At 65.4% G+C, this 24,204-nt stretch carries 21 protein-coding genes and 1 pseudogene; 4 read left to right on the top strand and 18 right to left on the bottom strand.

All coding sequences use genetic code 11. The features are described from left to right. From DVH29_RS16715 to DVH29_RS14525, 6 genes and pseudogenes are all read right to left on the bottom strand, one after another. A pseudogene (locus tag DVH29_RS16715) lies at positions 1-119 on the bottom strand (SDR family oxidoreductase); the annotation flags it as partial. Positions 120-276: 157 nt separating this feature from the next. Next, positions 277-1,338, bottom strand: coding sequence for an ABC transporter substrate-binding protein (locus DVH29_RS14545; protein WP_199562604.1), 1,062 nt, complete (start codon positions 1,336-1,338; stop codon positions 277-279). A 43-nt stretch (positions 1,339-1,381) separates the two neighbouring features. Then, positions 1,382-2,629 carry a DUF1501 domain-containing protein gene (locus DVH29_RS14540; RefSeq protein WP_114646918.1) on the bottom strand — a complete coding sequence of 416 codons (1,248 nt, stop codon included), beginning with the start codon at positions 2,627-2,629 and terminating at the stop codon, positions 1,382-1,384. Between the two features lie 23 nt (positions 2,630-2,652). Continuing rightward, positions 2,653-4,377: a DUF1800 domain-containing protein gene (locus DVH29_RS14535; RefSeq protein WP_114646917.1), complete on the bottom strand. Its 1,725-nt coding sequence runs from the start codon at positions 4,375-4,377 to the stop codon at positions 2,653-2,655. 103 nt (positions 4,378-4,480) lie between these two features. Then, a complete protein-coding gene (locus DVH29_RS14530; RefSeq protein WP_114646916.1) occupies positions 4,481-5,320 on the bottom strand; it encodes an ABC transporter ATP-binding protein in 840 nt (279 codons plus the stop codon). 1 nt (position 5,321) lies between these two features. Next, entirely contained in the window at positions 5,322-6,200 is an 879-nt protein-coding gene (locus tag DVH29_RS14525) for an ABC transporter permease (RefSeq protein ID WP_114646915.1), read from the bottom strand. 115 nt (positions 6,201-6,315) lie between these two features. On the opposite strand from DVH29_RS14525, the gene DVH29_RS14520 reads away from it, so the two are divergent. Then, complete coding sequence (locus DVH29_RS14520) at positions 6,316-7,371, top strand: LysR family transcriptional regulator (RefSeq protein WP_114646914.1); 1,056 nt, start codon at positions 6,316-6,318, stop codon at positions 7,369-7,371. Here DVH29_RS14520 and DVH29_RS14515 read toward each other — a convergent pair. Beyond that, on the bottom strand, positions 7,368-9,068 hold the full coding sequence (locus tag DVH29_RS14515; protein WP_114646913.1) for a thiamine pyrophosphate-requiring protein: 1,701 nt from the start codon (positions 9,066-9,068) through the stop codon (positions 7,368-7,370). The genes DVH29_RS14520 and DVH29_RS14515 overlap by 4 nt on opposite strands. A 120-nt stretch (positions 9,069-9,188) precedes the next feature. On the opposite strand from DVH29_RS14515, the gene DVH29_RS14510 reads away from it, so the two are divergent. Further along, a complete protein-coding gene (locus tag DVH29_RS14510; protein ID WP_114646912.1) occupies positions 9,189-10,136 on the top strand; it encodes a LysR substrate-binding domain-containing protein in 948 nt (315 codons plus the stop codon). Here DVH29_RS14510 and DVH29_RS14505 read toward each other — a convergent pair. From DVH29_RS14505 to DVH29_RS14455, 11 genes are all read right to left on the bottom strand, one after another. Continuing rightward, positions 10,108-10,848: a sulfite exporter TauE/SafE family protein gene (locus DVH29_RS14505; protein WP_114646911.1), complete on the bottom strand. Its 741-nt coding sequence runs from the start codon at positions 10,846-10,848 to the stop codon at positions 10,108-10,110. The genes DVH29_RS14510 and DVH29_RS14505 overlap by 29 nt on opposite strands. 131 nt (positions 10,849-10,979) lie before the next feature. Beyond that, positions 10,980-11,639 (bottom strand): DUF4286 family protein, encoded by a 660-nt coding sequence (locus DVH29_RS14500; RefSeq protein WP_114646910.1) that lies wholly within the window; start codon positions 11,637-11,639, stop codon positions 10,980-10,982. Further along, entirely contained in the window at positions 11,636-12,070 is a 435-nt protein-coding gene (locus DVH29_RS14495) for a GlcG/HbpS family heme-binding protein (protein WP_114646909.1), read from the bottom strand. Before DVH29_RS14495 ends, DVH29_RS14500 begins: the two co-directional genes overlap by 4 nt. Before the next feature lie 4 nt (positions 12,071-12,074). After that, positions 12,075-12,962, bottom strand: coding sequence for a dihydrodipicolinate synthase family protein (locus DVH29_RS14490; protein WP_114646908.1), 888 nt, complete (start codon positions 12,960-12,962; stop codon positions 12,075-12,077). Positions 12,963-13,038: 76 nt separating this feature from the next. Further along, positions 13,039-14,298, bottom strand: a complete 1,260-nt coding sequence (locus tag DVH29_RS14485) for a flavin-dependent oxidoreductase (RefSeq protein ID WP_114646907.1) — start codon at positions 14,296-14,298, stop codon at positions 13,039-13,041. 155 nt (positions 14,299-14,453) lie between these two features. Continuing rightward, entirely contained in the window at positions 14,454-15,905 is a 1,452-nt protein-coding gene (locus DVH29_RS14480; RefSeq protein WP_199562603.1) for an aldehyde dehydrogenase family protein, read from the bottom strand. Positions 15,906-15,959: 54 nt separating this feature from the next. Then, positions 15,960-16,937, bottom strand: a complete 978-nt coding sequence (locus DVH29_RS14475; RefSeq protein ID WP_114646906.1) for a Bug family tripartite tricarboxylate transporter substrate binding protein — start codon at positions 16,935-16,937, stop codon at positions 15,960-15,962. Positions 16,938-16,989: 52 nt separating this feature from the next. After that, positions 16,990-18,489 (bottom strand): tripartite tricarboxylate transporter permease, encoded by a 1,500-nt coding sequence (locus tag DVH29_RS14470; protein ID WP_114646905.1) that lies wholly within the window; start codon positions 18,487-18,489, stop codon positions 16,990-16,992. A gap of 9 nt (positions 18,490-18,498) precedes the next feature. Further along, positions 18,499-18,984: a tripartite tricarboxylate transporter TctB family protein gene (locus tag DVH29_RS14465; RefSeq protein WP_114646904.1), complete on the bottom strand. Its 486-nt coding sequence runs from the start codon at positions 18,982-18,984 to the stop codon at positions 18,499-18,501. An 8-nt stretch (positions 18,985-18,992) separates the two neighbouring features. Next, positions 18,993-20,789: a thiamine pyrophosphate-binding protein gene (locus DVH29_RS14460; RefSeq protein ID WP_114646903.1), complete on the bottom strand. Its 1,797-nt coding sequence runs from the start codon at positions 20,787-20,789 to the stop codon at positions 18,993-18,995. 18 nt (positions 20,790-20,807) lie between these two features. After that, positions 20,808-22,256, bottom strand: a complete 1,449-nt coding sequence (locus DVH29_RS14455; protein ID WP_114646902.1) for an aldehyde dehydrogenase family protein — start codon at positions 22,254-22,256, stop codon at positions 20,808-20,810. A 349-nt stretch (positions 22,257-22,605) separates the two neighbouring features. Between DVH29_RS14455 and DVH29_RS14450 the strand changes: the two genes are divergently transcribed. Continuing rightward, the gene (locus DVH29_RS14450; RefSeq protein ID WP_158541688.1) at positions 22,606-23,013 is read left to right on the top strand and encodes a VOC family protein; all 408 of its coding nucleotides are present in this window, start codon (positions 22,606-22,608) and stop codon (positions 23,011-23,013) included. Between the two features lie 98 nt (positions 23,014-23,111). Continuing rightward, positions 23,112-24,098 carry a diaminopimelate dehydrogenase gene (locus DVH29_RS14445; RefSeq protein WP_114646900.1) on the top strand — a complete coding sequence of 329 codons (987 nt, stop codon included), beginning with the start codon at positions 23,112-23,114 and terminating at the stop codon, positions 24,096-24,098. The last annotated feature ends 106 nt before the right edge of the window (positions 24,099-24,204 follow it).

The raw sequence follows: 24,204 nt of genomic DNA, 5'->3' as shown, positions 1-24,204 counted from the left end.
TTGATATCGGCCACCGCGACCCGTGCCCCTTCCGCCGCCAGAGAGCGGGCGATCGCACCGCCCAGCCCGCCGCCGGCGCCAAACACCAGAGCCGTCTTTTCCGAAAGTCCAAGGTCCATCGTTTCCTCTCCCGCTTGCCCAAGCCGGTGCAATTGACTGCTTGGACCCTAGTTATGGAAACCCCGACTCTTGCTCCAGTACAGAATTTCAATGGACCTATAAAAGGGTTTTATAGGCGGGAGCGATGGTCGACCTCCCCCCGCCGGAATCAAGCCGTCAGCGGGCGTCCAGCGCCGAACCGCCGGCCACGCCCAACGTCTCCATGGCCGTAGCGGTGAAGCTCAGATCGATGATGTCGGCGCTGTCGATGACCGCGACATCGGCAAAGTCGGGATTGCCGTAGACGAAGTCGACGGAAGCGGCCAGCCCCTCTTCCGGCATGCAGCCATTGATGCACCAACGCGACGCGATCATGTTGGAGGTGGTCTGGATATTTTCCGGCGACAGGTCCGGACGCGCCTCGATCGCGGCCGCGATCCAGCGCTCCGGATCGGCCTCCATGGCGCGCGAGGTATCGATCAGCGCATTGGTGAAGCGCTGCAAGGCTTCACGCTTGGTCTCGATCGTGCTTTCGAGGGCGGCGACGAATTTGGACAGCGCCGGCCCGCGGCGGGAGAACTCGTCGGTCTCCATCAGCACATGCAGGCCCGGCACCTCGGCCACCGACATATAGGTGCCGAAGGAGACGGTGGTCGCGTCGACCCGGCCTGCGGCGAGGGCCTGGACCCGTACGTCGGGCGCCCCGATCGCCACGAAGTTGAGCTCGGTATCGGACACGCCGAGACTGCGCAGGACCACCTGGGTCAGGGCGTGATCGAGGCTGCCATTGTCGGCGATTGCATAGGCCTTGCCCCGCAAGTCCTCGATGGTTTCGATCTCGGAATTGGCGGCGATGAGGAAATTGCCGCCCATGGAGACCCCGACGATGCCGCGGATGGCGAGGTCGTTCTCGGCCCGCAGCCGCACCACCGAATCGATGGTGATATCGGCGATGTCGACCGCACCCGAGTTCAGGGCCGCGACAGCCTGCGGGCTGCCGTCCAGCGCGATGATCGTCACCTTGACGCCGTGCTTTTCGTAAAAGCCGAAGGTCTCGGCGAGCTTGAACACCGAGGCATTGGTCGGATTGAAATTGGCGTCGATGACACCGAGCGCCAGTTTGATTTCCAGCACGTCCTCGGGCTGGGCCAGGGCCGGCCCGGCGGCCATCAGCGCGATGATGGCGGCGCCCAACGTCCTCGTGACGATGCGCGTCATGGTTCTCAGCTTGCTCTGCATTAAAGTCTCCTGCGGGACTGGGCCTTTGGGCCGGAAAGGGCGATCACGCCATGCGATCGAAGATGGAGAGGGGAGCGAACTCGTCGCGCAGCACCGCTGAAGGATGCTCATGCCCCATCCAGCCGCTGATCAGCGTGGAATAGAGGCGGCGATAATCGGTGGTGTATTTGAGGTTGCCGTCATCGAGGTCGGTGAGGCTGGGCACCGCGCCATACTGGCCGCCTGCCACCCCCTTGCCGATGATGAAGGCAGGACCGGCCGTGCCGTGATCGGTGCCCAGGCTGGTGTTCTCCGCCACCCGGCGGCCAAACTCGCTGAACGCCATCACCACCACGTCATCGCCCCGGCCCAGCCGGTCCATGTCGCGCACGAAGGCCGAGATGTGGTCGGACGTATAGGACCACAGCCGCGCATGCAGGTCGGCCTGATAGACATGGGTGTCGAAGGCGTTGTTGCGATAGGGCACGTAATAGACCTTGGTGGGAAAGTCGGCGGCGATCAGCGCCGCGACCCGCTCCAGCCCGAACGGCGCCAGGCCGTAATCGATCGGCGTGCTGTAGGAATTCCACGCATCGCGCACCAATTGCTCGGAGCTGTTGGCGCTGGCCGCGATGTCGAACAGGAAGTCCTGCGCCGGATTGGAGCTGCCATTGCCGCGCATGTCGATGGCTCCGAAGGCATCCTGCTGCTCGTGATACATGCGCCGGGTGAAATTGTCGGGATTGTCGAACACCAGCGGCACATGGTTCATGGCGCGCACCGCCAGCGACTGGTGATCGTCGATATTGACCAGGAAATTGGTAGTATGGCCGAGCGGGTCGATGGCATCGGCCATGCGGCCCAGCCAGCCATAGGCCTCGCCGCCATTGGGGACCCCGGTCTGCCAGAAGGCCATCGAGGAGAAGTGCGAGAAGGAGGGCTGGTCATAGCCGACCCCGTGCACCAGCCCCATCAGCCCGTCCTTGTAAAGACGCTCGAAGCCTTCCATGGACTTCTGGAATCCGAAATGATCGTCGATCTTGAGCAGCTTGTCCTTGCGGATTCCCAGATGGGGGCGCGCCGCATAATAGGCGTCGTCGGCATAGGGGATCACGGTGTTCAGCCCGTCATTGCCACCGGATAGCTCCACGATCACCAGGATGCGGTCATTGGCGGCGGCCTGGGCCTCGGCGACCCGCGACCAGACCGGGGATGTGGTGATGCCGCTGGCGCCTTCGAGCACCATGCTGCCGAAGCCGGACTGAAGCAGGTCCCGCCGGTCGGCGCCGCTTAGCTTGGGTGATTTGGCCATTGCACGTCTCCGCTGCCGCTCGCTCAGGCGAGCTGGTATTGGGGTGAACTCATGATCAGATGCGCTACGAGCCGCAGCGCGTGCTCCATATAGGTTTCGGCCTGCGCCAGATCGTCCGTGCCCAATTGGTCGGTAAGCGTCTCGATCAGCGCCAGGCGCGCCGGCGGCGTCAGGGGCACCCGCAGGAACTGCCGCAGCAGCGCATCGACCGCCTCGCCGCTCGTCCGCGCGCCGGCCTCCCTGACGATATCGGACAGGCTGAACCGGGCCGCGGCCCGTGGTATGGGCTTGAGCTTGCGCAGCGCCTCCTGATAGCCCATCAGGCTGGCATAGCGGGTGTTGAAGGTCTCCTGGATGCCGGCCGCCGAACTCGGCGCCGCCCCCTCCTCCAGCGTCGCCGCAGTGATCTCCATGCCCGCCGCGATGTTGCGATTGACGCGCCGCACTTCGCCCCCCGGATCGTGATTGGGGTCGCGGAATTCGATCATGTCGGGAAACATGACCGCGCGGGCGAAATTGGCCCGCTCGAACAACAGGCCCGGCGTGATCCAGGCACGCCCCTCACTCCAACCCGCGACGGTCGGCGGATAGAGCAGCACCTGGCCCAGCGTCTTGCTCACCGAATAGGGGTCCGGGATGCCCGGCGTCACCGCAAGCCCGAGCTTGCGATAGGTCGAGACCAGCAATTCGGTGGGCGACTTGATGTGGGACCCCACCGAGGGCTCGCTGTAGAAATCCTCGGAAAGAAAGATCGTGGTGAGGAACGGCGCCAACTCATAGTCGTGATCGCGCAGCAGGCCCCCAAGTTCTTCCGCGAACTGGGGCGAAATCTCCTCGCGTACGAAGAAGCGGTAGAGCTTGCTGGCGATATAGATCGCGGTCTGGGGCTGCTCGAGGATGATGCGCAGAATATCCTCGCCGGTGAAATTCCCGCTACGCCCCAGGAAGGTCTTGCTGCCGGCATCGTGCTTTTCCGGGTCGACGACGAAGGTCAGATCGTCATTGCCCCAGCCGGTGAAGGACCGCGCGGCTTCGCGGATGTCGTCCTCGGTGTAATTGCCCACGCCCATGGTGAACAATTCCATGACCTCACGGCCGAAATTCTCGTTGGGCGCGCCCTTGACGTTCTGGGCCGCATCGAGAAACACCAGCATGGCCGGGTCCTTGGCGACCGCGACCAGCAGATCGCCGAAATTGCCGGTAGCGCCGCGCCGCAAGGTGTCGAGCTGCAGCTTGATCTTGCGATAGTCGCGCAGCTTTTCCTCGCTGGTGGCGAAATGGCCGTGCCAGAACAGCGTCATCTTTTCTTCCAGCGGCCGGCTGGTCCGCACCATCCGGTCCAGCCACCAGAAGGCGATGCGACGGGTTTCCAGCACCGTCGCCCGCAGCCAGTAGAAGAACCGGTTGGTGACCGGCTGCAGCACGCGATCCCCGCCGGGCTTGACCGCGACCCCCAGGGCGCTGCCGGTCCGTTCTGCCAGGCTGGTCATGGCCGGGCGGCTCACCGGGAAATCCTTGAGGGTCGGGTCCCAGAAGCCTGATTCCTCGAAGGGGGGCAGATGGCTGTCATCCGCATCGGCATACTGGACCAGCGAGGCGACGGCGTCCTGCGGCGTTATCTCGGCCAGGCGCTCGATCTCGGCCGGTGTGCCCCCGAACCCGGCCCGCTCCAGCAGATGGGCGGCGCGGTCATAGTCCCAGAGCGTGGCCTCGATCGGCGTCAAAATTCCGGCGCGGAGCGATGTCATGCAGTGCTACCCCTCTATCCTAGTCTGAAATGCTAAGCCGCCCCCTGCCGCAAAGCCATCCATGCAGCGGCGCGCAAAGGTCTATCCTTGTGATAGGAAATCCTTATCGCGCCTGCGCTTGCGGCGGCTCGACATCGGGAAACGCCCCCGCCAGTTCCTCGAGTTCGGCCCCGTCCCCGACCATGGCGTGAATGCGATCCCACAAATGCTTGCGCATGGCCGCGAAGGCCGGCAGCGTGCGCGGATCGTTCTGCCAGCGCGGTTCGGGCAATTCGACATCGAGGATCTCGTCGACCCGTCCCGGCCGCGGCCGCAGCAGCACGATGCGCTGGGAGAGCAGCACCGCCTCGTCGATATCGTGGGTGACGAACACGATGGCCATGCGCCGCCGCGACCACATGCGCAACAATTCGCCCCGCAGCACTTCGCGCGTCATGGCGTCGAGGGCGGCGAAGGGTTCGTCCATCAGCAGGACCTTGGGTTCGACTGCCAGAGCCCGCGCCAGCCCGACCCGTTGCTGCATGCCCCCCGACAATTCATGGGGATAGGCATCGGCGAATTCGCGCAGCCCCACCGCGCCCAGCAGCGCCAGGGCGCGCTGCGTGCGATCCTCGCGGGCGATGCCGCGCAGGGCCAGGGCGAAGACGATATTGCCGACGACGGTGAGCCAGGGCAGCAGCCGGGCCGACTGGAACACCATGGCGAGATCAGGCCCCGGCTCGGGCGGCTGGCCGAGCACGCGCACCTGGCCTTCATCCGCCTCGATCAGCCCGTTGATCAGCCGCAGCAGCGTGGTCTTGCCGCAGCCGCTCGGCCCCACGAGGCTGACGAATTCGCCGGGGCGTACGTCGAAGGAAATGTTCTCCAGCGCCCGGACCTTCCCGTCCTTGAACGATTTGCCCACCTGGCGCAGCGAGATCAACGGCGCTTGCGAGACGGCCATCTCAGCGGCCCTCCTGCAATGAAACGCGCCAGCGGGCCAGGCGCCGTTCGGCATAGCGGAGCAGCGCCGTGATCAGCGTGCCCAGCGCCATGAGCACGATGACCACCGCGAAATAGCGGTCCATCTGGAAGCGGTTGCCCGCAGCGATGAGCAGCCCGCCAAGCCCGGACTGGGCCATGGTGAGCTCGGCGATGACCGTGCCCACCGTGCAGATCGCCGCCCCGATGCGCAGCCCGCTGAGGATCGATGGCATGGCGTCGGGCACCATCACCTTCCAGAACAGGGTCATGCGGCTGGCCCCGAAGGCGCGCGCCATTTCCACCAGATCCTTGTTGGCGCTGGAAATGCCGGCCGCCGTGTTGATGAGGATAGGAAATACAGCGGCGTTCCACACCACGATGACCTTGGCCTCGGTATAGAGCCCGAACCACACGATGATGAGGGGAATGAAGGCCGCGCCCGGGGTGGAGTTCATGGCATTGACGAACGGGTCGAACACCCGCCCGACGAAGCGGAAGCCCCCGAGCAGGATCCCCAGCGATATCCCGGTCACCGCCGCCAGCAGGAAGCCGAGCCCCAATACGGTCAGCGATTGCCCCAGCGCGCGCGGTATGGTGCCGTCCGACCACATGATGATGCTCTTGTCGAGCACATCGAGGGGGTTGGGCATGGTGAGGTTTCCCGCCGTCGCATTGAGCGCGTACATGCCGACCAGGAACAATAGGGCGATGGTGACCTGCGACCCCAGCACCATGCCCTGCTCGCGGCGCCGGCGGGTCCGGGCGCGCTCGGCCAGGACGGCGGCCGAAGATACGGGCGATGGGGAATGGGGCGAAGCAAGGGTCGGGGCCGTGCGATGGGCTGGCGCCAGCTCGGTCATGGAGAGGTCCTTTTTTACCGCCCAGCATAGTGTCGCGCTTGGATGCGAAACAATGTATGGACCTCATAGTCGCAGCCAATGGCCGGCGGCTGCATGAGGAGAAAAGCGGACCCATATGGACGACAAAGCGAGGAGCGGGACGCGCGGCCGGAAATCTCCCGAAGGGGCCGCCCGTGCGCCGCAAAGGGCAGCCGACCCCACGCTGCATCAATTGCGCATCTTCTGGGCGGTGGCGCGGTCGGAAACCCTGACCAATGCCGCCAAGCAGCTGGGTCTGGCGCAACCCTCGCTGTCGCAGCAACTGGGCCGGCTGGAGACCAATGTGGGCACCTTGCTGTTCCACCGCCGCTCCAACGAGATGGAATTGACCGAGGCGGGGAAGTATCTGCTGCCCAAGGTTGAGCAGATCCTGCGCATCCTCAACGAGGTCGAGGACGGGCTGGCCCAGTTCAGCGGCGGCCAGCGGCTCACCCTGCGGCTGGCCGGCGTCAATTCGGTGCTCCGCGTCCTCCTGCCCCCGGCCCTGCGCGCCATGCAGGAACTCTTTCCGGCGCTCGATTTCGATATCCAGGAAAGCGCCCCGACCGATATTCTGGAACTGCTCTATGGCCGGCGGATCAATATCGGCCTGTTGGCGGCCAATTCGGTGGCCCAGGCCGGGGTCGGCTTCGTGCAGGTGCCGCTGCTGGAAGACCCCTATGTGCTGGTGGTGCCAGAAGCCCTTTCCCTCGACGGCGTTATCGATCCCGAACGGGAGCTGAGCCCCGGGCATTGGACCCTGCTCAACCAGACGCTGCAATTCGTTTTCGGCAGCCAGCAGGCCCAGCGGGTCGCCGAATGGTTCGACCAACTCCTGCCCCAGCATCGCACCATTGCCCATTGCCGCAGCTTCGAGACCGCCATCCGTCTGGTCCGCGGCGGCTCGGGCATATGCCTCGCGCCGGCACTGGCCATCGCCGGAAGCATGGATTCGAGCAGCGGCGTCCGGCTCTATCGCGTGCAGGCCCCGCCGCGGCGCATCGTGGCCCTGGTGCCGTCGCAATACCGGCGGGCCGGGCCCTATGCCGCCCTGCTTGATCAGCTACAGGCGGCGGCTTCCGCCTATGTGGTCCCCGCCATGGCCCCTACGCCCCCTTTCCTCGCCATCGATGCCCCGGAGCTGGATCGCTAGGCGATGAGCACGTTGACCAGCGCCTGGCGCCGCTCGACCGTGACCACCTCGATGGCCTTTTCGAGCGCGGCGCGCAGCTCGCTGGCCCGTTCGACCCGCTGCCCATGGCCGCCGCTTGCCTCGACGAGCTTTTCGAAATCGGGCGCCGGCGACAGATCGGCCAGCATGGTGCCGCCGATGGAGGCAGCGGCACCGTCCTTGTACATAGCCATGGTCGAGTTGCGCACCGCGCCATAGAGCTGGTTGTTGAAGATGATGCTCAGGACCGGCAGGTCGTACATCTGCGCCGTCCAGTGGCAGGCGGTCGGGTTGGCGAACATATAAGCTCCGTCCCCCAGCGTCGCGACCACCAGCTTTTCCGGCTGGGCGAGCTTGATGCCCAGCGCCGCGCCGAGCCCCCAACCCAGCCCGCCCGAGGGGCTGAGGCCGAAAAAGGTCCCCGGCAGGCTGCGCGGCAATTGCGGCGGACGCAAGGTGTACTCGTTCACCACCACCGCTTCGGGCGGCAGAAGTTCGCCGAGCACGCGGCTCACATGGTCCGCGGTCATCGTCTCGTCTTCGATGCGCGCCATCGCCGCCCAGTTCCGGCGCAGCGCTGCCCAGGGTTCGGCGAGACGTTCGCGGCGCTGCATGGCAGCAGAAGCGATATCGGGGCGCCGGTCGAGAAGCACGGCCAGCGCGTCGAGCGCCGCCGCCGGCGTGGCCCTGATCGCCATATCCATGGGAAAGCTGCGCATGGGGTAGCGGACGAAGGACGGGTCCTCCCCGATATGGACCACCTTGGCATCGGGACGCAGCGTATCGAGAGAGGGAATCCACGGCACATCGCATTCGAGCACGATGATCAGGTCGGCCTTGGCCACCTGTGGCCCCGAAAGGAAGCCCAAATGCATCGGATGGTCGGTCGAAAGGCACGCATAGCGCGGGTGGAAGCTCACCACCGGCACCGAGAACCGCTCGGCAAAGCGCGACAGGGCATCGAAGCCCTCGCGTGTGCGCCCCGCATTGGCGGTGACGATCAGCGGATGATCGGCCGCCGCGATCAGCTCGGCCAGGCCTTCGAGCGAAGCAAGGTCGGGGGATGGGCTGGCGGCCCGGGCCCGGCGCGGCGTGTCGAGCGCGTCGGCGGCCGGCAAAGCGAGAATGTCGCGCGGCAGGGTGAGGTAGACCGGACCGGCCGGGCTCGCCGTCGCCACTTCGAGCGCGCGGGTCACAACGTCGGCCGCCTGTTCGGGGATATGGAGTTCATATTCCCATTTGGTGGCTTCGCGTACCAGGCCCGCCTGGTCGAACATTTCCTGCGCCCAATGGATGTGCTGGGAGCGGGTGCCCAACCGGCCGGTCTCCGAATAGGGCGACCGGCCGGCCAGCAGCAGAACGGGAACGTTGTCGCGCGCCGCATCGAGCAGGGCATTGACGGTATTTGCGGTGCCCACATTGACATGCACCATCACCGCCTGCGGCCGGCCCGTCGCCAGATAAACCCCATGGGCCATGGCCACGGCGGCGTTTTCATGGGTGACGATCAGGGGCTTGGGAACAGTAGCGCCCTCGGTCGCGGCCCGGGAATAGGCCTCCACGATGGGCGGGAAATCCGTTCCGCCATTGGCGAAGAAATAATCGATGCCGAGGGCGGATAGCTGCCGGATGATGACGTCCGCCGCCGACAATTGCCCCTCATTCTCACGCTCGGTCACGCGGTTCTCCTCTCAATCGTCCCGACACTCTCGACAGGCAGAGAAAGCATAATCATAATGTATGTAAAATACGAATTTAGTCTTGTTTGATATCGGAAACATTGGAAAGGGAGAGCGGGGATGGAATTGCGGCATTTGCGCTATTTCGTGGCCGTGGCCGAGGAGGAGCACATCACCCGTGCCGCCCGGCGCCTGGGAATCCAGCAGCCGCCCCTGAGCCAGCAGATCCAGGCCCTCGAGCAGGAGTTGGGCGTCTCGCTCTTCACCCGCAGCCCGCGCAGCATTAAGCTCAACGCCGCCGGCAAGCTGTTCCTCATCGAAGCGCGCAAGGTGCTGGCCATGGCGGCCGACGCGGTGCAGCGGGTTCGCGATTTCGACCTGGGTAAGGAGGGAACGCTGCGCATCGGCATGACCAGCTCGTCCTCGATCCACGACCGGACGCTCGAAATCATCCGCCGCTATCGCGTCGCCAACCCGCTGGTCACCATGAAGGTGCAGGAGGGCGCCAATCACGACCTGCTGCTGGCCCTGGAGCAGGAAGCCCTCGATGTGGTCTTCGTGCGCTCGACCATCGAGCGCCACCCGGCCCTCACCTCGATCACCATCGACATGGAGGATGTGCGCGTCGCCCTGCCGCTGGGCCACCGGCTGGCCGATGCCGAGGCGGTGCGGCTGGTCGATCTCGCCGACGAGAATTTCGTGCGGTTCCGCCAGCCCAATGCATCGGGGATCTGGGACCAGCTCGAAGCGGCCTGCGCACGCAGCGGCTTTGCGCCGAAAGTGACCGACGAGACCCCGCGCATCCTTTCGGCGATCCATATGGTGGCCGGCGGGTTCGGGGTGACGGTATTGCCCAACGCCCTGACCTCGTTCCGGAACACCGCCGTCTCCTTCGTCCCGCTCAGCCCCGAGGACAGCTTCCGCGTTCCCCTGACCATGGCCTTCCGGCAATATGCCGACGCGCAGGCGGCCCGGCGCTTCATCGCCATGGCCAAGGCGGTGGTCGAAGGCCACCCGATCGCCAGACCCGGACCGGAGCCTAGACCAGCAGGTCGAAAACCAGCTTGACCATGAAGGCGGCGAGGAGCGCCAGGACGATCCGGTCGAACACCACCGGGGAAATCACCTTGCCCACCGCATTGCCGGCCACCATGCCCAGCGCCACCGGCAGCACGGCGAGGCAGCTGATCAACAGCCCCTGGCCGTCGATCAGCCCCAATGCGACCAGCGAAGGCAGTTGGACGAGGCCGAGCACCACGAACAGCAGCGAGATGGTGCCGGCGAATCCTTCTCGTCCCAGCCGCATGGCCGACAGATAGGAGAGGGCGGCTGGCCCCGAAAGGCCGGACGCGCCCTGTAGGACCCCCGCCGTGATCCCGGCCGGCACGGCAAGGCGGCGACCGCTATCGAGCGAAAGCGACCAGCCCGGGCGGGCCAGCCTCAGCCCGATATAGGCGAGGAGCGCCACGCACAAGGCAAGGGTGAGGACATCCATGGGAAGATAGGCCAGGCCATAGGTGCCCACCACCATCCCCAGTCCCGCCGCAACGAGATAGGGCGCGATGAAAGGCAGGGTCCGCAGCCGGTCGCGAAACATCCAGGCTTGCCAGACATTGGTGACGATGCCGGTGACCAGCACCACGATGATCGCAAAGCGCACATCGGCGATGAGGGAAATGGCCGGAACCGCGAGGATCGGCGCCCCCGCCCCCGTTGCGCCCTTGAGAATGCCGCCGGCCACGAGGCAAGCGACGATGATGGTCAATTCAAAGCTGGTCATGCGGGCGGGCCGGGAATGCGGAAGGAACGATAAACGGATGGAACCAAACCAGATAAGCCGCAGCCAGGCAATCCGGCCAAAGTCGAAGGGGGTGCCGGCTCCGCAAGCCACCACCCCCTTTAGTGCCGCTCTCAGCTTTGCGCCGGAAACCGCCGTCCGAGCCGCTCGAAGCGGCCATAGCTGCCCTGGGAGAACCAGGGATGGGCGTCGGCCATGCGCTGGCGCCACGCGGTGCCCCGCGCCGCTTCGCGCTCGGAGGAGGACAGCGCATCCAGCGAGGCGAGGTAGTGGATGGCAAGGCGGGTATAGGGAACCGGCTCGCCGACCGAAAGCGAAAACCGGCGCACGCCCAGCCAGTCCCTGTTCCCGAGCAGGATCGGCATGTGATCCTCGGTCATCCACGCATCGAACGCCTCGGTCGCGTCCTCGGGGACGTTGAACATGGCGCAGAACACATAGGGCGCTTCGAGCGCCTGGGCGTCGATCCGGCCCTCCCGCCCGATCTCGGTGCCGAGATAGCGGGTGAAGTTCTCGACATGGGCCAGCATCCACTTGGTCTCGTCGGTCGGGTCCGTCTTGACCTTCTCATAGCCCGGCGTCGTCAGCGCCGCGAGCGAGTCCATGTCGTAGACGACGAGGTAATTATCGTTGTCCAGCGAACGATAGCGCTGGGCGCCCTCGAACCCCTCGAGCACCATGCGCACCGGGATGTGGTCGGTATCGTACCAGGTGTTGAAGCGATCCTCCCATTCGGGAGCCGGCTTCATCTCCGAGAAAAGAACCGCGCTCATGCTGAATATCCGGTCTTTTCGTAGAAATAGGCCACGGCCGCCTCGGCGACTTCCTGATCTTCGATGGCCGTTCCCGAGCTGATGCCGACGCCGCCCACGATGGTGCCGTCGACGGTGACCGGCAGCCCGCCCCCGATGATGGAAAAATGCCCGCCATTGGTGACATGGATGCCGAAGGTAGGCTGGCCCGGCTGGCAGAGCTGGTTGTAGACATGGGTGCCCTTGCGGGCCACGGCGCCGGTGAAGGCCTTGTCGATGGCGATGGAGATCGAGCTGACCTTGCCGCCATCCATGCGGTCGAAGGCGATGAGATGCCCGGATTCGTCGCAGACCGCGATGCACATGGGAATGTTCATCGCGTTGGACTTGGCGACGGCGCCTTCGACGAGCACCTCTGCCTCTTCGCGCGAAAGCCTCGATATGGTGAGCATGGGGTCAGTCCTTCATCAGATCGGTGGTTTTGAGATAGTCCGCCAAGGAGTCGCGATCCTTGCCGGTGATGGGCTTGAAGGGGGGATAGGGATCGCCGACCGGGATGCCGAGAATATCCATCGACGCCTTCATGGTGGGCAGCAGGCCGTGGTTCATCCACCGCGACGGCCACAGCGAGAACTGGCGCTGAAGGCGCGCCGCTTCGAGAATATCCCCCGCCTCGAACGCATCGATGACCATGCGCGCGAGCCGCGTGGCCGGAGGCGGCAGGGTGATCCCCGACCCGCCGAGCAGCAGGGTCGCGAGCAGCATCTGCATGGTGGTGAAATAGCGGGCATGGCCGGCCAGCTCGATCTCGGCCACCAGCCGTCCGACGCGGGAAAGGTCGCGCGAGCTTTCCTTGATGTAGTCGACCTTGTTGATCTTGGAGAGCGCAATGGTGGCCGCCGGGCTGGGGTCGGCCCCCGGACCGGCATTGAGATAGAGGACGATAGGCAGGTCGGTTTCGGCGGCGACCGCCTCGAAATAGGTGACGAGATCGGCCTCGGTCGGTACGCCGCCGAACGGGCGCAGCGGTGCCAGCACCTGGATGGCCTCCGCGCCCCGGTCCTTGGCGAAACCAGCCAGCTTTGCCACCGTTTTCACCGATGCGTGCGAAACCCCGGCCGCGACCGGCACCCGTCCGTCGACCAGATCGATGGTCCGCGCCATCAGGTCCATGCGCTGGTCGAGATCGAGATACTGATATTCCTGCGCCTCGACGCCGGCCGCGATGATCATCGCCGAATCGTCGATCACATAGTCGATGCAGCGCTTGAGCGCCGCGTCATCGACATTGAGATCGGCATCGAAGGGGGTCAGCGGGGCAACGATCAGGCCGGGTAGCTTCACTTCATTCTCTCCTTGGGAATTGGAAAAACCTCCGGCGGAAGGGCATGCTGCCGCTTCCGCCGGACGAAACAGGCAATTAGACGAAGGCCGGGCGCGCCTTGAGCTGCTCGATGTCGAACCCTGCGACCTGCTTGTAATTGCTCGAAATGCTCTTGAGCTCGTCGACCGAGATCACGTCGTTGATATGGTCGAACTTCCGGCCGCCGGACCGCTCGTGCACCTCGCGCAGAATGGCGTCGGGCGGGTTCTTGCGGTTCATGAGCACCACCTTGGAGGTGGCGGCCACGCGTTCCTTGTCATAGGCCTGCAGCGCTTCGGCGCCGACGCCCATGCGCTTGATGCAGCCGGCCAGGAACCGCGCGTCGAGAATGGCCTGGCCCGCCCCGTTCGAACCGCGCGGATACATCGGATGGGCGGCATCGCCCAGAAGCGTCGCCCGGCCGAAGGTCCAGGTCTTGAGCGGATCGCGGTCGACCATGGGGAAGATCAGGATGGGATCGGTCTTCTGCAGCAGGGCGGGCACGTCGAGCCAGTCGAAATGCCAGTTCTTGTAGGGCTCGAAGAAATCGTCCAGCGACGCGTGACGGTTCCAGTCATAGGATTCGGGCTTGGGCCGCTCCAGCGTCGCCACCCAGTTCATGAGCTGGTTGCCCTCGGCATCGATATTGTTGCGGATCGGATAGACCATCAGCTTGCCTACCGACATCCAGCCGATGCGGATGGTGTTGGCGCCCGACAGGAATGGCTTGAACGGGGTAACGCCGCGCCAGATGGTGAGGCCCGAATAGATCGGCTCGCCCTCATCGGGATAGAACTGCTTGCGCAGCGCCGACTTGATGCCGTCTGCCCCCACCAGCATCCCGCCGCGCACCGGCGGCAGGGCATTGCCCTCGGGATCGACGAAATGGGCGGTCACCCCGTCCTCGTCCTGGTCGACCTTGACCAGGCGATGGCCGGTCTGGACGCTGTCAGGACCCAGGCGCTCCCGAACCGCATCGAGGAAGGTGAACTGCATGTCGCCGCGATGGATCGAGAATTGCGGCCAGGGATAACCCGCCGCCTCGCCGGCCGGCTCGGTATAGACCAGCTGCCCGTGATGGGTGAAATAGGACGCGTCCTTGGTGCGAATACCGACCTTGTCCAGCGCCGGAACCAGGTCGAGCTCGTCGAGCTCGCGCACCGCATGCGGCAGCAGATTGATGCCCGCGCCGATCGGGCGGATATCGGGCACCGCCTCATAGACCCGGCAGTCAACACCGATCTGGTGCAGGCTCAGCGCCAGGATAAGTCCTCCGGCACCAGCGCCGGCAATGATCACCTGAGTGGATTTTTCCATCACTCTACCTCTTGTTGTCCAGCTTGGCTGGGAACCCTCTCAGCAGCGATATTGGATATTTTTAACGTCGTAAAATACTGATTTTATACGCTTCTATATGCGTCACATATGGTCGACAGGGCAGACTCGTGCCGTGCGCCCGGTCATGCCGCCCGTCAGATATCCAGCGCGCCGACGCTCTGGAAAATCTGCTTGGCCTCCTGGAAATCCTCGAGGCCTTCGACCCCGTAGAGCCGGCCGATGCCGCTGCGGCGATAGCCGCCGGCCGCGGCCTCGGCGTTGAGCCGCCCATGGTCGTTGATCCAGACGATGCCATCGGCAAGGGCGCGCGCGACACGCCAGGCGCGGGCGCCGTCCCGCGTCCAGACGCTGGCCGAAAGGCCGAATACGGTATCGTTGGCCCGGACCACCGCGTCCTCTTCGGTCTCGAAGCCTTCCAACACGATGAGCGGCCCGAAGATTTCCTCCTGGCAGAAAAAGGATTGCCGGTTTTCATGCGCCACCAGGGTGGGCGTGAGGAAGGCCCCCTCGGCACCCGGCACGCCGCCGGACACCACCACCTCGTCGGCCTCGGCCTTGGCCTGTTCGATGCGCGCATGCACGGCATTCTGCGCCGCGCGGTCGATCAGCGGCCCCATCTGGGCCGTGTCGGCAAGGCCGGGCCCGACCTTGATCGCTTCGAGCACGCGCTTGAGCGCCGCCTTCATGGCCGGCAAGTGCGAGCGCTGCACCAGAATGCGCCGGGCGGCCACGCATTGCTGGCCGGAAATGGCCAGGGCCGCGCCCACCAGCTTGGGGGCGATATCCTCGATATCGGCGTCGTCGAACACGATGCAGCACGATTTGCCGCCCAGTTCGAGCGACAGTTTCTTGAGCGTGGGCGCCGCATCGGCCATGATCTGCGAGCCGACGGCGGTGGACCCGGTGAAGCTGATCATGTCCACATCCGGCGCAGCCACCAGATGGCGCGCCGCCGCGTGGCCCGTTTCGAGGACGAGGTTCACGGCGCCTTTCGGCAGCCCCTCCACCCCGGTCAGCGTTCGCAGCACCGCAGCCGTCACGAGGCTGGTCTGCGGCGCGGGTTTGATGACCGCCGTGCACCCGGCGGCCAGTGCGGGGGCGAGCGAGCGGATCAGCAGGTTGACCGGCGCATTCCAGGGGATGATCAATCCGGCCACCCCCACCGGTTCCTTGAGGATGGTGGCGAATTCCCCCGGCGCGATCTCCAGCGCATGCCCGGCCAGATTGCGCGCCAGGCCCGCATAATAGCGGATGGCCGAGACCGACCGTTCGATCTCGCCGCGCGACTGGGCGAGCACCTTGCCGTTTTCCCGGGTGAGGAGATGGGCCAGCGGTTCGGTTTCCCGTTCGAGGGCGTCGGCCCAGCCGAGCAGCACCTGCTGGCGCAACCGGGGGTTCTGCGCCCAGTGCGGGCGGGCGAAGGCCCGGCGGGCCGCGGCGATGGCCGCTTCGGCTTCCGCAAGGCCGCCCGCCGAGAACCGCCCCACGCGCTCGCCATTGGCCGGATCGAGGGAATCCACCCACTCGCCCTGCCCCGGCATCCACTCGCCATCGATAAAATGAAGGCCGTCGCTATATGCGCTCATCCCGCTCCCCTGTTGTGAACCGGGCAGGAGAGCCCCGCCCGGCACGCGTCTTTCCTACTGCTCGATTTCGGCGGCAGCGGCGATCGGGCCCCAAAGGGCATATTGATCGGCCTGATACTGCGCGAATTCGTCGGCGGTCATCCGGTCGCCGACCAGCCCTTCGGGCTCGAGCCGTTCCTGCACCGTGGGAAGATCGAGGATGCGGTTGATCTCGGTATTGAGCTTTTCCACGATATCTTCGGGCAAATCGGCCGGGCCGACGAAACCGAACCAGGTGGTCGAGGTCAGTTCGGGATGACCGAGTTCGGCAAAGGTCGGAACGTCCGGCAGCGCGGGATCACGCTCTTCGGTGCTCAGGACAACGGGAACGACCTGGCCGGCGTCGATGAACGGGCTGGCGGTCGACAGCGTGCCCGAGGCGAGCGGGATATGCCCCGCCACCACGTCGAGGAAGGCCGCCCCGGCGCCGCCATAGGCGATGTGCTCCATGGGAAGGCCGATATCATCGAAATATTTGAGCGCGATCAGGTGGGAGAGCGTGCCCGCCCCGGGCGAGCCATAGCCGGGAATGGTGGACGAGGCCTGGGCATATTCGACCAAGCCTTCCACCGAGTCGACGCCGACCGACGGATTGGCCACCCACACGGTGGGCGAGCCGCCCAGCATGGCGATATAGGTGAAGTCGGTCTCCGGATCATAGGTGACGTTGGGATTGATCGCCGGCGCGATGACCGTGGTCGAAATATTGTTCACCCCCAGCGTATAGCCATCAGGCCGCGCCTGGGTCAGTTGCGAAAGCGCGATGACGCCGCCGGCGCCGGTCAGGTTCTCGACCACGAATTGCTGGCCGAAGGTGCGGCTCAACTCGTCAGAGATCAGCCTTGCCAGGGTATCGGCCGCCCCGCCCGCGCCGAAGGGGACGATCACCCGCACCGGCTGCGTGGGCCAGTCGGCCTGCGCCATGGCGGCAGCGGGCAGCAGCGCCGTGCTGCCCAGGATGAGGGCCAGGGAAAGTTTTCCAGATAGGGTCATGTGATGGTTCTCCTTGAGTTTGTACCGAGGGGTGGCTCGCCCATCCCCTCGTTTATTCGGCGACGGCTTCGTCGCGGCGTTTGCGGATCTGGGGCAGCGCGACCGCACCGATCAGGGCGACGATCAGCACCAGGAAGACGAGCGATATGGGCCGGGTGACGAACACCGAGGGATCGCCGTTCGAAATCAGCATGGCCCGGCGCAGATGCTCCTCGATCAGCGGGCCCAGGATGAAGGCGAGGATCAGCGGCGCCATTTCGAACTTCCATTTGCGCAGCCCGATGCCGAGCAGGCTGAAGATGCACAAAAGGACGAGATCGAACGGGCTGCTGTTGACCGTGAATACCCCCACGCAGCACATGACGAGGATGACGAGGTACAGCAGCCTGTAGGGCACCTTGAGCATCGACACCCAAATCCCGATGAGCGGCAGGTTGATGATGACCAGCATCAGATTGCCCACGAACATCGAGACGATCAGCCCCCAGAAGAGGTCCGGGCGCGTGGTCATCACCTCAGGGCCGGGGCGGATGCCCTGCATAGTCATCGCTCCGGCCATCACCGCCAGCGTGGCGCTGCCGGGAATGCCCAGGGTGAGCAGCGGCACGAACGACATCTGGGCGCTGGCATTGTTGGCCGCTTCCGGCGCCGCCACGCCCTCGATGGCCCCCTTGCCGAAGCGATCGGGGGTTTTCGAGAAGCGCTTTTCAGCCACATAGGCGGCAAAGGACGAAATCAGCGCGCCGCTGCCGGGCAAGATGCCCAGAAGCGAGCCGATGCCTGTGCCGCGCAGCACCGCCTTCCAGGACCGCGCCAGATCCTCCCGCGTCGGCAGGATCGAGGTGATCTTTGTGTTGACGACGCTGCGCGCCTCGGGAAATTCGAGGTTGCGGATGATCTCCGGAATGGCGAACAGCCCCACCGCCACCGGCACGAAGTCGATCCCGTCCGAGAGTTCGATCATCCCGAAGGTGAGCCGCTGCGCCCCCGTGGTGGCGTCGGTGCCGATGGTGCCCAGCAGCAGCCCCATCAACACCATGGCGAAGGCACGCAGCAGGCTTCCCTGGCTCAGGACGATCGCCGTGGCGAGCCCGAGCAGCATCAGCGAGAAATATTCGGCCGGCCCGAACTGCAGCGCAATCGAGGCGAGGGGCGGAGCGAACAGCATCAGCAGGATGGTGGCCACGATACCGGCGAACAGCGAGCCCAGCGCGGCGATGGCCAGGGCCGCCCCCGCCCTGCCCTGCTTGGCCATCTCATAGCCGTCGATACAGGTGATGACCGAGGAGGCCTCCCCTGGCAAGTTGACCAGGATCGCTGTGGTCGAACCGCCATATTGCGCCCCGTAATAGATGCCGGCCAGCATAATCAGCGCGCTGGTCGGTTCGAGATGGAAGGTGAGCGGCAACAGGATCGACAGCGTCGCCACCGGGCCGATGCCCGGCAGGACACCGATCAGCGTGCCCACGAGGGCTCCGATCAGGCAGAAGAAGAGGTTGTGCGGCTGCAGGGCGACCTCCGCGCCCAGAGCCAGATGGTCGAAGAATTCCATGGCCGCGCCTCAGAGAAATACGGGCATGGCACGCAGCGGCATGCCCAGTCCGACGATGAACAGGAGATGGCAGGCGGCCCCCAGGACCAGCGCCATAATGACGACCTCGTGCCAGCGCGAATCCGTGGCCGCCAGGCCCCCGACCAGCGTCGTCACCACCGTGGTCGCGAACAGGCCCAGCTGCTGCATGCCGATGCTGAACAGCAGGATGGCGGCGCCGATGGCCAGCATGGGACGGATCTTCCAGGCTTCCATCTGTTCCGAGCCGCGCGCCACCGCCACCCCGATGAGGGCGACGCCAAACCCGGCCAGGAGCCAACTCAGCACGGTGGGGGTAAAGCCCGGCCCCATGCGCATCACGGTGCCGAACCGCAGATTGGTGACGTTGAAAAGTGCTATGGCCGCGATGGCCAGACAGAGCAGCCCCGCCGCCAGGTCGTTTCCCGAGATGCCGCGCCAGCGCGCGCTCAACCGGGTTTCGCTTGCTTGGGTCATTGCTCCTCCTATTCGAGTGCGGTGATGACTTCGACGACGGCGACCTCGCCCGCTTCCACCCGGGCGATGGCCTGGGCGAGAATGCCGGCCAGCTCCGCCGGGTCGCTGACCGGGCCGAAGGTTGCGGCCCCGAACCCGGAGGCGACCTTGAGGAGGTCGACCTCGGGATCGCGCGTCGTCTGCCCGATATGGGCGGTTTGAGAGGATCGCCCGCGATGGGTCGCGATCTCCCGTTGATGGAGCTCGTCATTGCCCCATGAGGTGTTGTTGAGCAGGATCATGAGAAGCGGGGCGCCATGATGGCAGGCCGACCAGACGGCGCCCGGGGTCATCATGAAATCCCCATCGCCCAGCATGGCGACAGGAAGCCTGCCACTGCCCTTGAGCCCCAGCGCCGCGCCGGCCGCCGCGCCCGGCCCATAGCCGACGCCGCCGCCGCCATCGCCGCCCAGATACTCGCCCGCGCCACCGAACTGCCAATAACCTTCGGCCCAGGTGCGGTGATTGCGGACCACCAGCGACCAGGGCTTCCCCGTCAGGGCCGCATGGACCTCATGGGTGACCCGTTCGAGCGCGATCGGAGTTTCGTCCCAGCGTTTTTCCAGCACCGCCCGGCGCTTTGCATCGAGCGCTTCCTTGCGGGTCTTGAGCGCCGCGCGCCTTTCGGCAATCGGCTCCGCGTCGGCGGAGCCGGCCCGGGCCTTGAGGGCTTTGAGCAGCGCCTGGAGCGCCAGCTTGGAATCGGCGGTGATCTGCAGGTCGAGCGGCGGGATGGGGCCGCCGAAGCGGGTCCACGAATTGCCGAAATAGTCGTTGAGCGAGATATCGACGATGGTGGCGCCCTCGACCCCGGCTCCGGCCCCCATGATGCCGCTGCGCTGCGAGCCATAGCCGCCTGTGGCGGCCGTCAGGTCCTGCACGTCGAAGCAAACCACCAGGTCGGCATCCGACCGGAAGCCGCGATCGCCGGAAATGTTCTGGGGATGGCCCGTGGGCACGCACACGATGGCGCGGTCGTCCATATAGCCGGCACCGGTCAATTCGATCAGCTCGACCAGCGGTCCGGTGATCTCCGCGTCGAGGCCGAAGCGCCCGCCGATCACCAGCGGCTTGCGGCTGGCCAGCATGAGATCGGCCAGCTTGGCGATGGCTTCGGGATCGGGGTGGATCGGCGCCGGCGCCTGATAGCGCGGCAGCCCCGCATCGGGGCGCGCGATCTCCCCCGCCTCCTGTTCCTGATGGCCCGCATCGAGCGAGAGATAGGCCGGTCCCTGGGGAGCGGTGAGGGTTATGCGCCGGGCCCGCAATATGGCGTCGAGCGAGGCTTCGAGGGTGGCCGGCTCGTCGGTCCACTTGACGAAGGGCCGGACCAGGTCGCTCTGGGTATTGGCCGAATGCGCCCAGTCGATGAAGCGCCGCTGGCGGGGATCGGCCGGCCCGCTCCCGCCCAGGATCAGGATCGGCGCCTGATCGCAAAAGGCGTTGAAGATCGCCATCGACCCGCTCATCAGCCCGACGAGATTGTGCAGGATGCACACGGCCGGCTTGCCGGTCGCCTTCCAATAGCCATGCGCCATGGCCACCGCGATCATCTCATGGGTGACGAGGACGATCTCCGGCCCGGCATTGCCGTGATAGTTGACGAGGGAATCGTGCAGCCCGCGAAAGCTCGACCCGGGATTGATGAACACATATTCGGCGCCCAACTCGGCCAGCAAGTCGACCATCAGGTCGGAGCCATAGACCGCATGTCCCTTCTGCGGGACGGGATAGCGCAATGGCTCGCTCGGAAATGGCTTTGTCATCTCGTTATTCCTTGTCGGCTAGAGCGCCGGTACGGCGATGTTGAAGGATTTGGTCTCGGTGTAGCTGAGCATCTCCTCGAGCCCCTCTTCGCGCCCGACGCCCGAGTTCTTCATGCCGCCATAGGGCACGCCCACATAGTGCGGCCCGACGCAGTTGATATAGACGTAGCCCACATTGAGCCTGCGCCCGAGCGCCAGCGTGGCCTCAATATCGCGCCCCACCACCGAGGCGGTCAGCCCGAGCGGTGAGCGGTCGTCCATGGCGACGATCTCCTCGACCGACGACCAACGCACCGCCGAGAGCACGGGGCCAAAGATTTCGTCCTGCGCCAGGGCGGCATGGGGCGCGACATCGCCGAAAAGGGTCGGCTCCACCCAATAGCCCCGCGCAAAACCCTCGCCCTCCGGGCGGCCGCCGCCGGCCAGAAGCGTCGCCCCCTCGGCCCGGCCGCGTTCGATCGCCGCCGTCACTTTCCTGTGGTGATCGGCGCTGATCAGCGGGCCCATGCCGCTTTGGGGATCGAACGGATCGCCGACCCGTATGGCCCTGATCTGCTCTTGGACCCGCGACACGACGGCGTCGTACAGCGCGTCATGCACGCACAGCACGCTGGTCGAGCCGCAGGACTGGCCCTGCCACTGGAAGTTCATGCCCTCGATGGCGAGCTTTGCCGCCTTTTCCGGATCGGCGTCCGGCAGGACGACCATCAGGTTCTTGCCGCCCAGTTCATGGGTCACGAACTTGACGCCGGCCCCCGCCGCCCGCGCGCTGATCCGCTGCGCGGTGGGCACCGATCCGATGAAGCCTATGCGCTTGACCTGGGGATGGACGACGAGTGCGTCCCCCGCCACGGCCCCTTCGCCATGGATGATGTTGACCACCCCGGCCGGCAGGTGCTTCTGGCAGATTTCAGCGAGGATGCCGCCGGAAAGCGGCGCCTGGTCGGGGGTCTTGAGCACCACCGTATTGCCCATCACCAGCGGCGCGGCCATGCGCGAGGCGAGAAAATAGAACGGATGGTTGAACGCGACGATCCGGGCCACGACCCCGAACGGCTCGCGGGTCGAAAAATGCAGGTGTCCCGTGGTGGCCGGATAGGTATTGCCCAGAACCGCATGCCCGAATCCGGCATAATAGTCTATGCGGTCGGCGGCGCGGCGGGCATCGCCGAGCATAGGGGCATAGAGATTGCCCGTATCGTGGGTTTCGAGGGTAGCGATGTCTTCGGCGCGGGTGCGGATTTCGACCGCCACGCGCCGCAGCGCGGCGATGCGGCCATCCATGCCCAGCCCCTGCCAGGCCGGCCCGGCCGAACGGGCCGCGGCCACCGCCGCATCGACATCGTCGGGAGCGGCGCACTGGGCTTGCCCCAGCACGTCCCCGGTCACGGGCGCGATGCTCTCCATCACCTGTCCGGATGAAGATCCAACCAGTTCGCCGCCGATAAGCAGGGGCGCTGTCAGCATATTGCAATGTCCTCCCTGCGCGTCCCCGGCTCTCCCGGCCCAGTGGGAAACGCTTCTCCGACCCAGACCGTGCAGCATTCGAAAACTGTTGTAAAATACGATTTTTGTCGTATTTCAGACGTTGGGGATATGGTCGATATCCATCCCTCAAGCGGTTCCAGTATAGCGTTTTTGTCTACTGGGTTTATCGAGATTGAGGAAAAGCTGTGCTCTTTTGGGCAGCGGCAAAAGAATCATTCTCCGTCTCCCCGCCCAGTGCCGAAAAGCGATGCGACCCCCGCGATTGCAGTCACATTCTCGTTGAAATACGCGATTAGGGTCGCCCTCCATGCACACGGAGGAGCACACCATGAAAGTCGTCGCCAATATCGATTTCGATGGAGATTGCCGCGAGGCGTTCACCACTTATGCCCGGATTCTGGGCGGGGAAATTCGCGGCATGCTCAGCCATCGCGACATGCCCGGAATGGCCGAAGGCGTCCCTGAAGATCGCCTCGACCGCATCATCCATGCCTGGATCGATATCGGCGACCAGGCACTGATGGGCCAGGACATGCAGGATTTTTCCGGCCGCAGCGGCTACAGCGTCACCGTCTCCGCCGACAGTGTCGCGGATGCCCGCCGCATCTTCGAGGCCCTGTCCGAAGGCGGCGAGGTGCTCATGGCCTTCGAGCCGCAACCTTGGTCGCAAGGCTTCGGCATGACCCTGGACCGGTTCGGCGTGACCTGGGTCATCGACTCGCCCGCCGCGGAATAAAGGCCGGGCGACCATCCCTCAGCAGCAAGACCATCTTGCCCGCACCGCGCCATCTGCTATCCCTCGCGCTAGGACAAACGAGTGAGGGATTTCGCGCAATGACTGAACAGATCCGGATTGGCATCGCCGGCCATGGCAATCTCGGGCGTGGCGTCGAGGCCGCCGTGGCACGAAATCCCGATATGCGGCTGGCCGGCATCTATACCCGCCGGCCGCCCGAAAGCCTTGTGCCGCGCGACCCGGCGACCCCGGTCCATGCCATGGATGGGCTCGCCACCCATGGCGACCGCATCGACGTGCTCATCCTGTGTGGTGGTTCCAAGGAGGACCTGCCGCGCCAGGGGCCGGAGCTGGCCGCCCTGTTCAACACCGTCGACAGTTTCGACACCCATGCGCGCATCCCGGAATATTTCGCCGCCGTAGATGCCCCGGCTCGCGCCGCACGCCGGACCGCCCTTGTCTCGGCCGGCTGGGACCCCGGCCTCTTTTCCATCAATCGCGTCATCGGCGAAGCCCTGCTGCCCGATGGCGCGACCTATACCTTCTGGGGCGACGGACTGAGCCAGGGCCATTCCGATGCGGTAAGGAAGGTGCCCGGCGTTGCCGGGGCGGTGCAATATACCCGCCCGGTCAAGGAGGCCGTGGATCGCGTCCGCAGCGGCACACGCCCGACGCTTTCCACCCGCGAAAAACACCGGCGCGAATGTTTCGTCGTGCTCGAGGACGGCGCCGACCCCGACCAGGTGCGCCACGCCATCGTCACCATGCCGCATTATTTCGACGCCTATGACACAACGGTCAAGTTCGTCACGGCGGAAGAGCTGGCGCGCGATCACCACGCCATGGTGCATGGCGGATTCGTGATCCGCAGCGGCAACACCTCCGACGACAATACCCAGGTGATCGAATACGGCCTGCGGCTCGACAGCAATCCCGAATTCACCTCCAGCGTGCTGGTGGCTTATGCCCGTGCCGTCCATCGCCTCAACGCGGCGGGACGCTATGGGGCCATCACCGTTTTCGACGTCGCCCCCGGGCTGCTCTCCCCCAAAAGCGCCGCCGAACTCCGCGCCGAACAGCTATAGCGAGGCGATCCGCCGGCGAAGCCGCCGAACTACCCGATTGTTATGAGGAGGTCTTTTGCGTCGATCTGGTCTCCGGGTCTGACGAGGATTTCGGCGATGGTTCCGC

Origin of the sequence: Pelagibacterium lacus (assembly GCF_003345525.1) — a bacterium.
Classification (GTDB): domain Bacteria; phylum Pseudomonadota; class Alphaproteobacteria; order Rhizobiales; family Devosiaceae; genus Pelagibacterium; species Pelagibacterium lacus.
The sequence above is the reverse complement of the archived record's forward strand: the minus strand, read 5'-3'. Positions and strand labels throughout refer to the sequence as shown.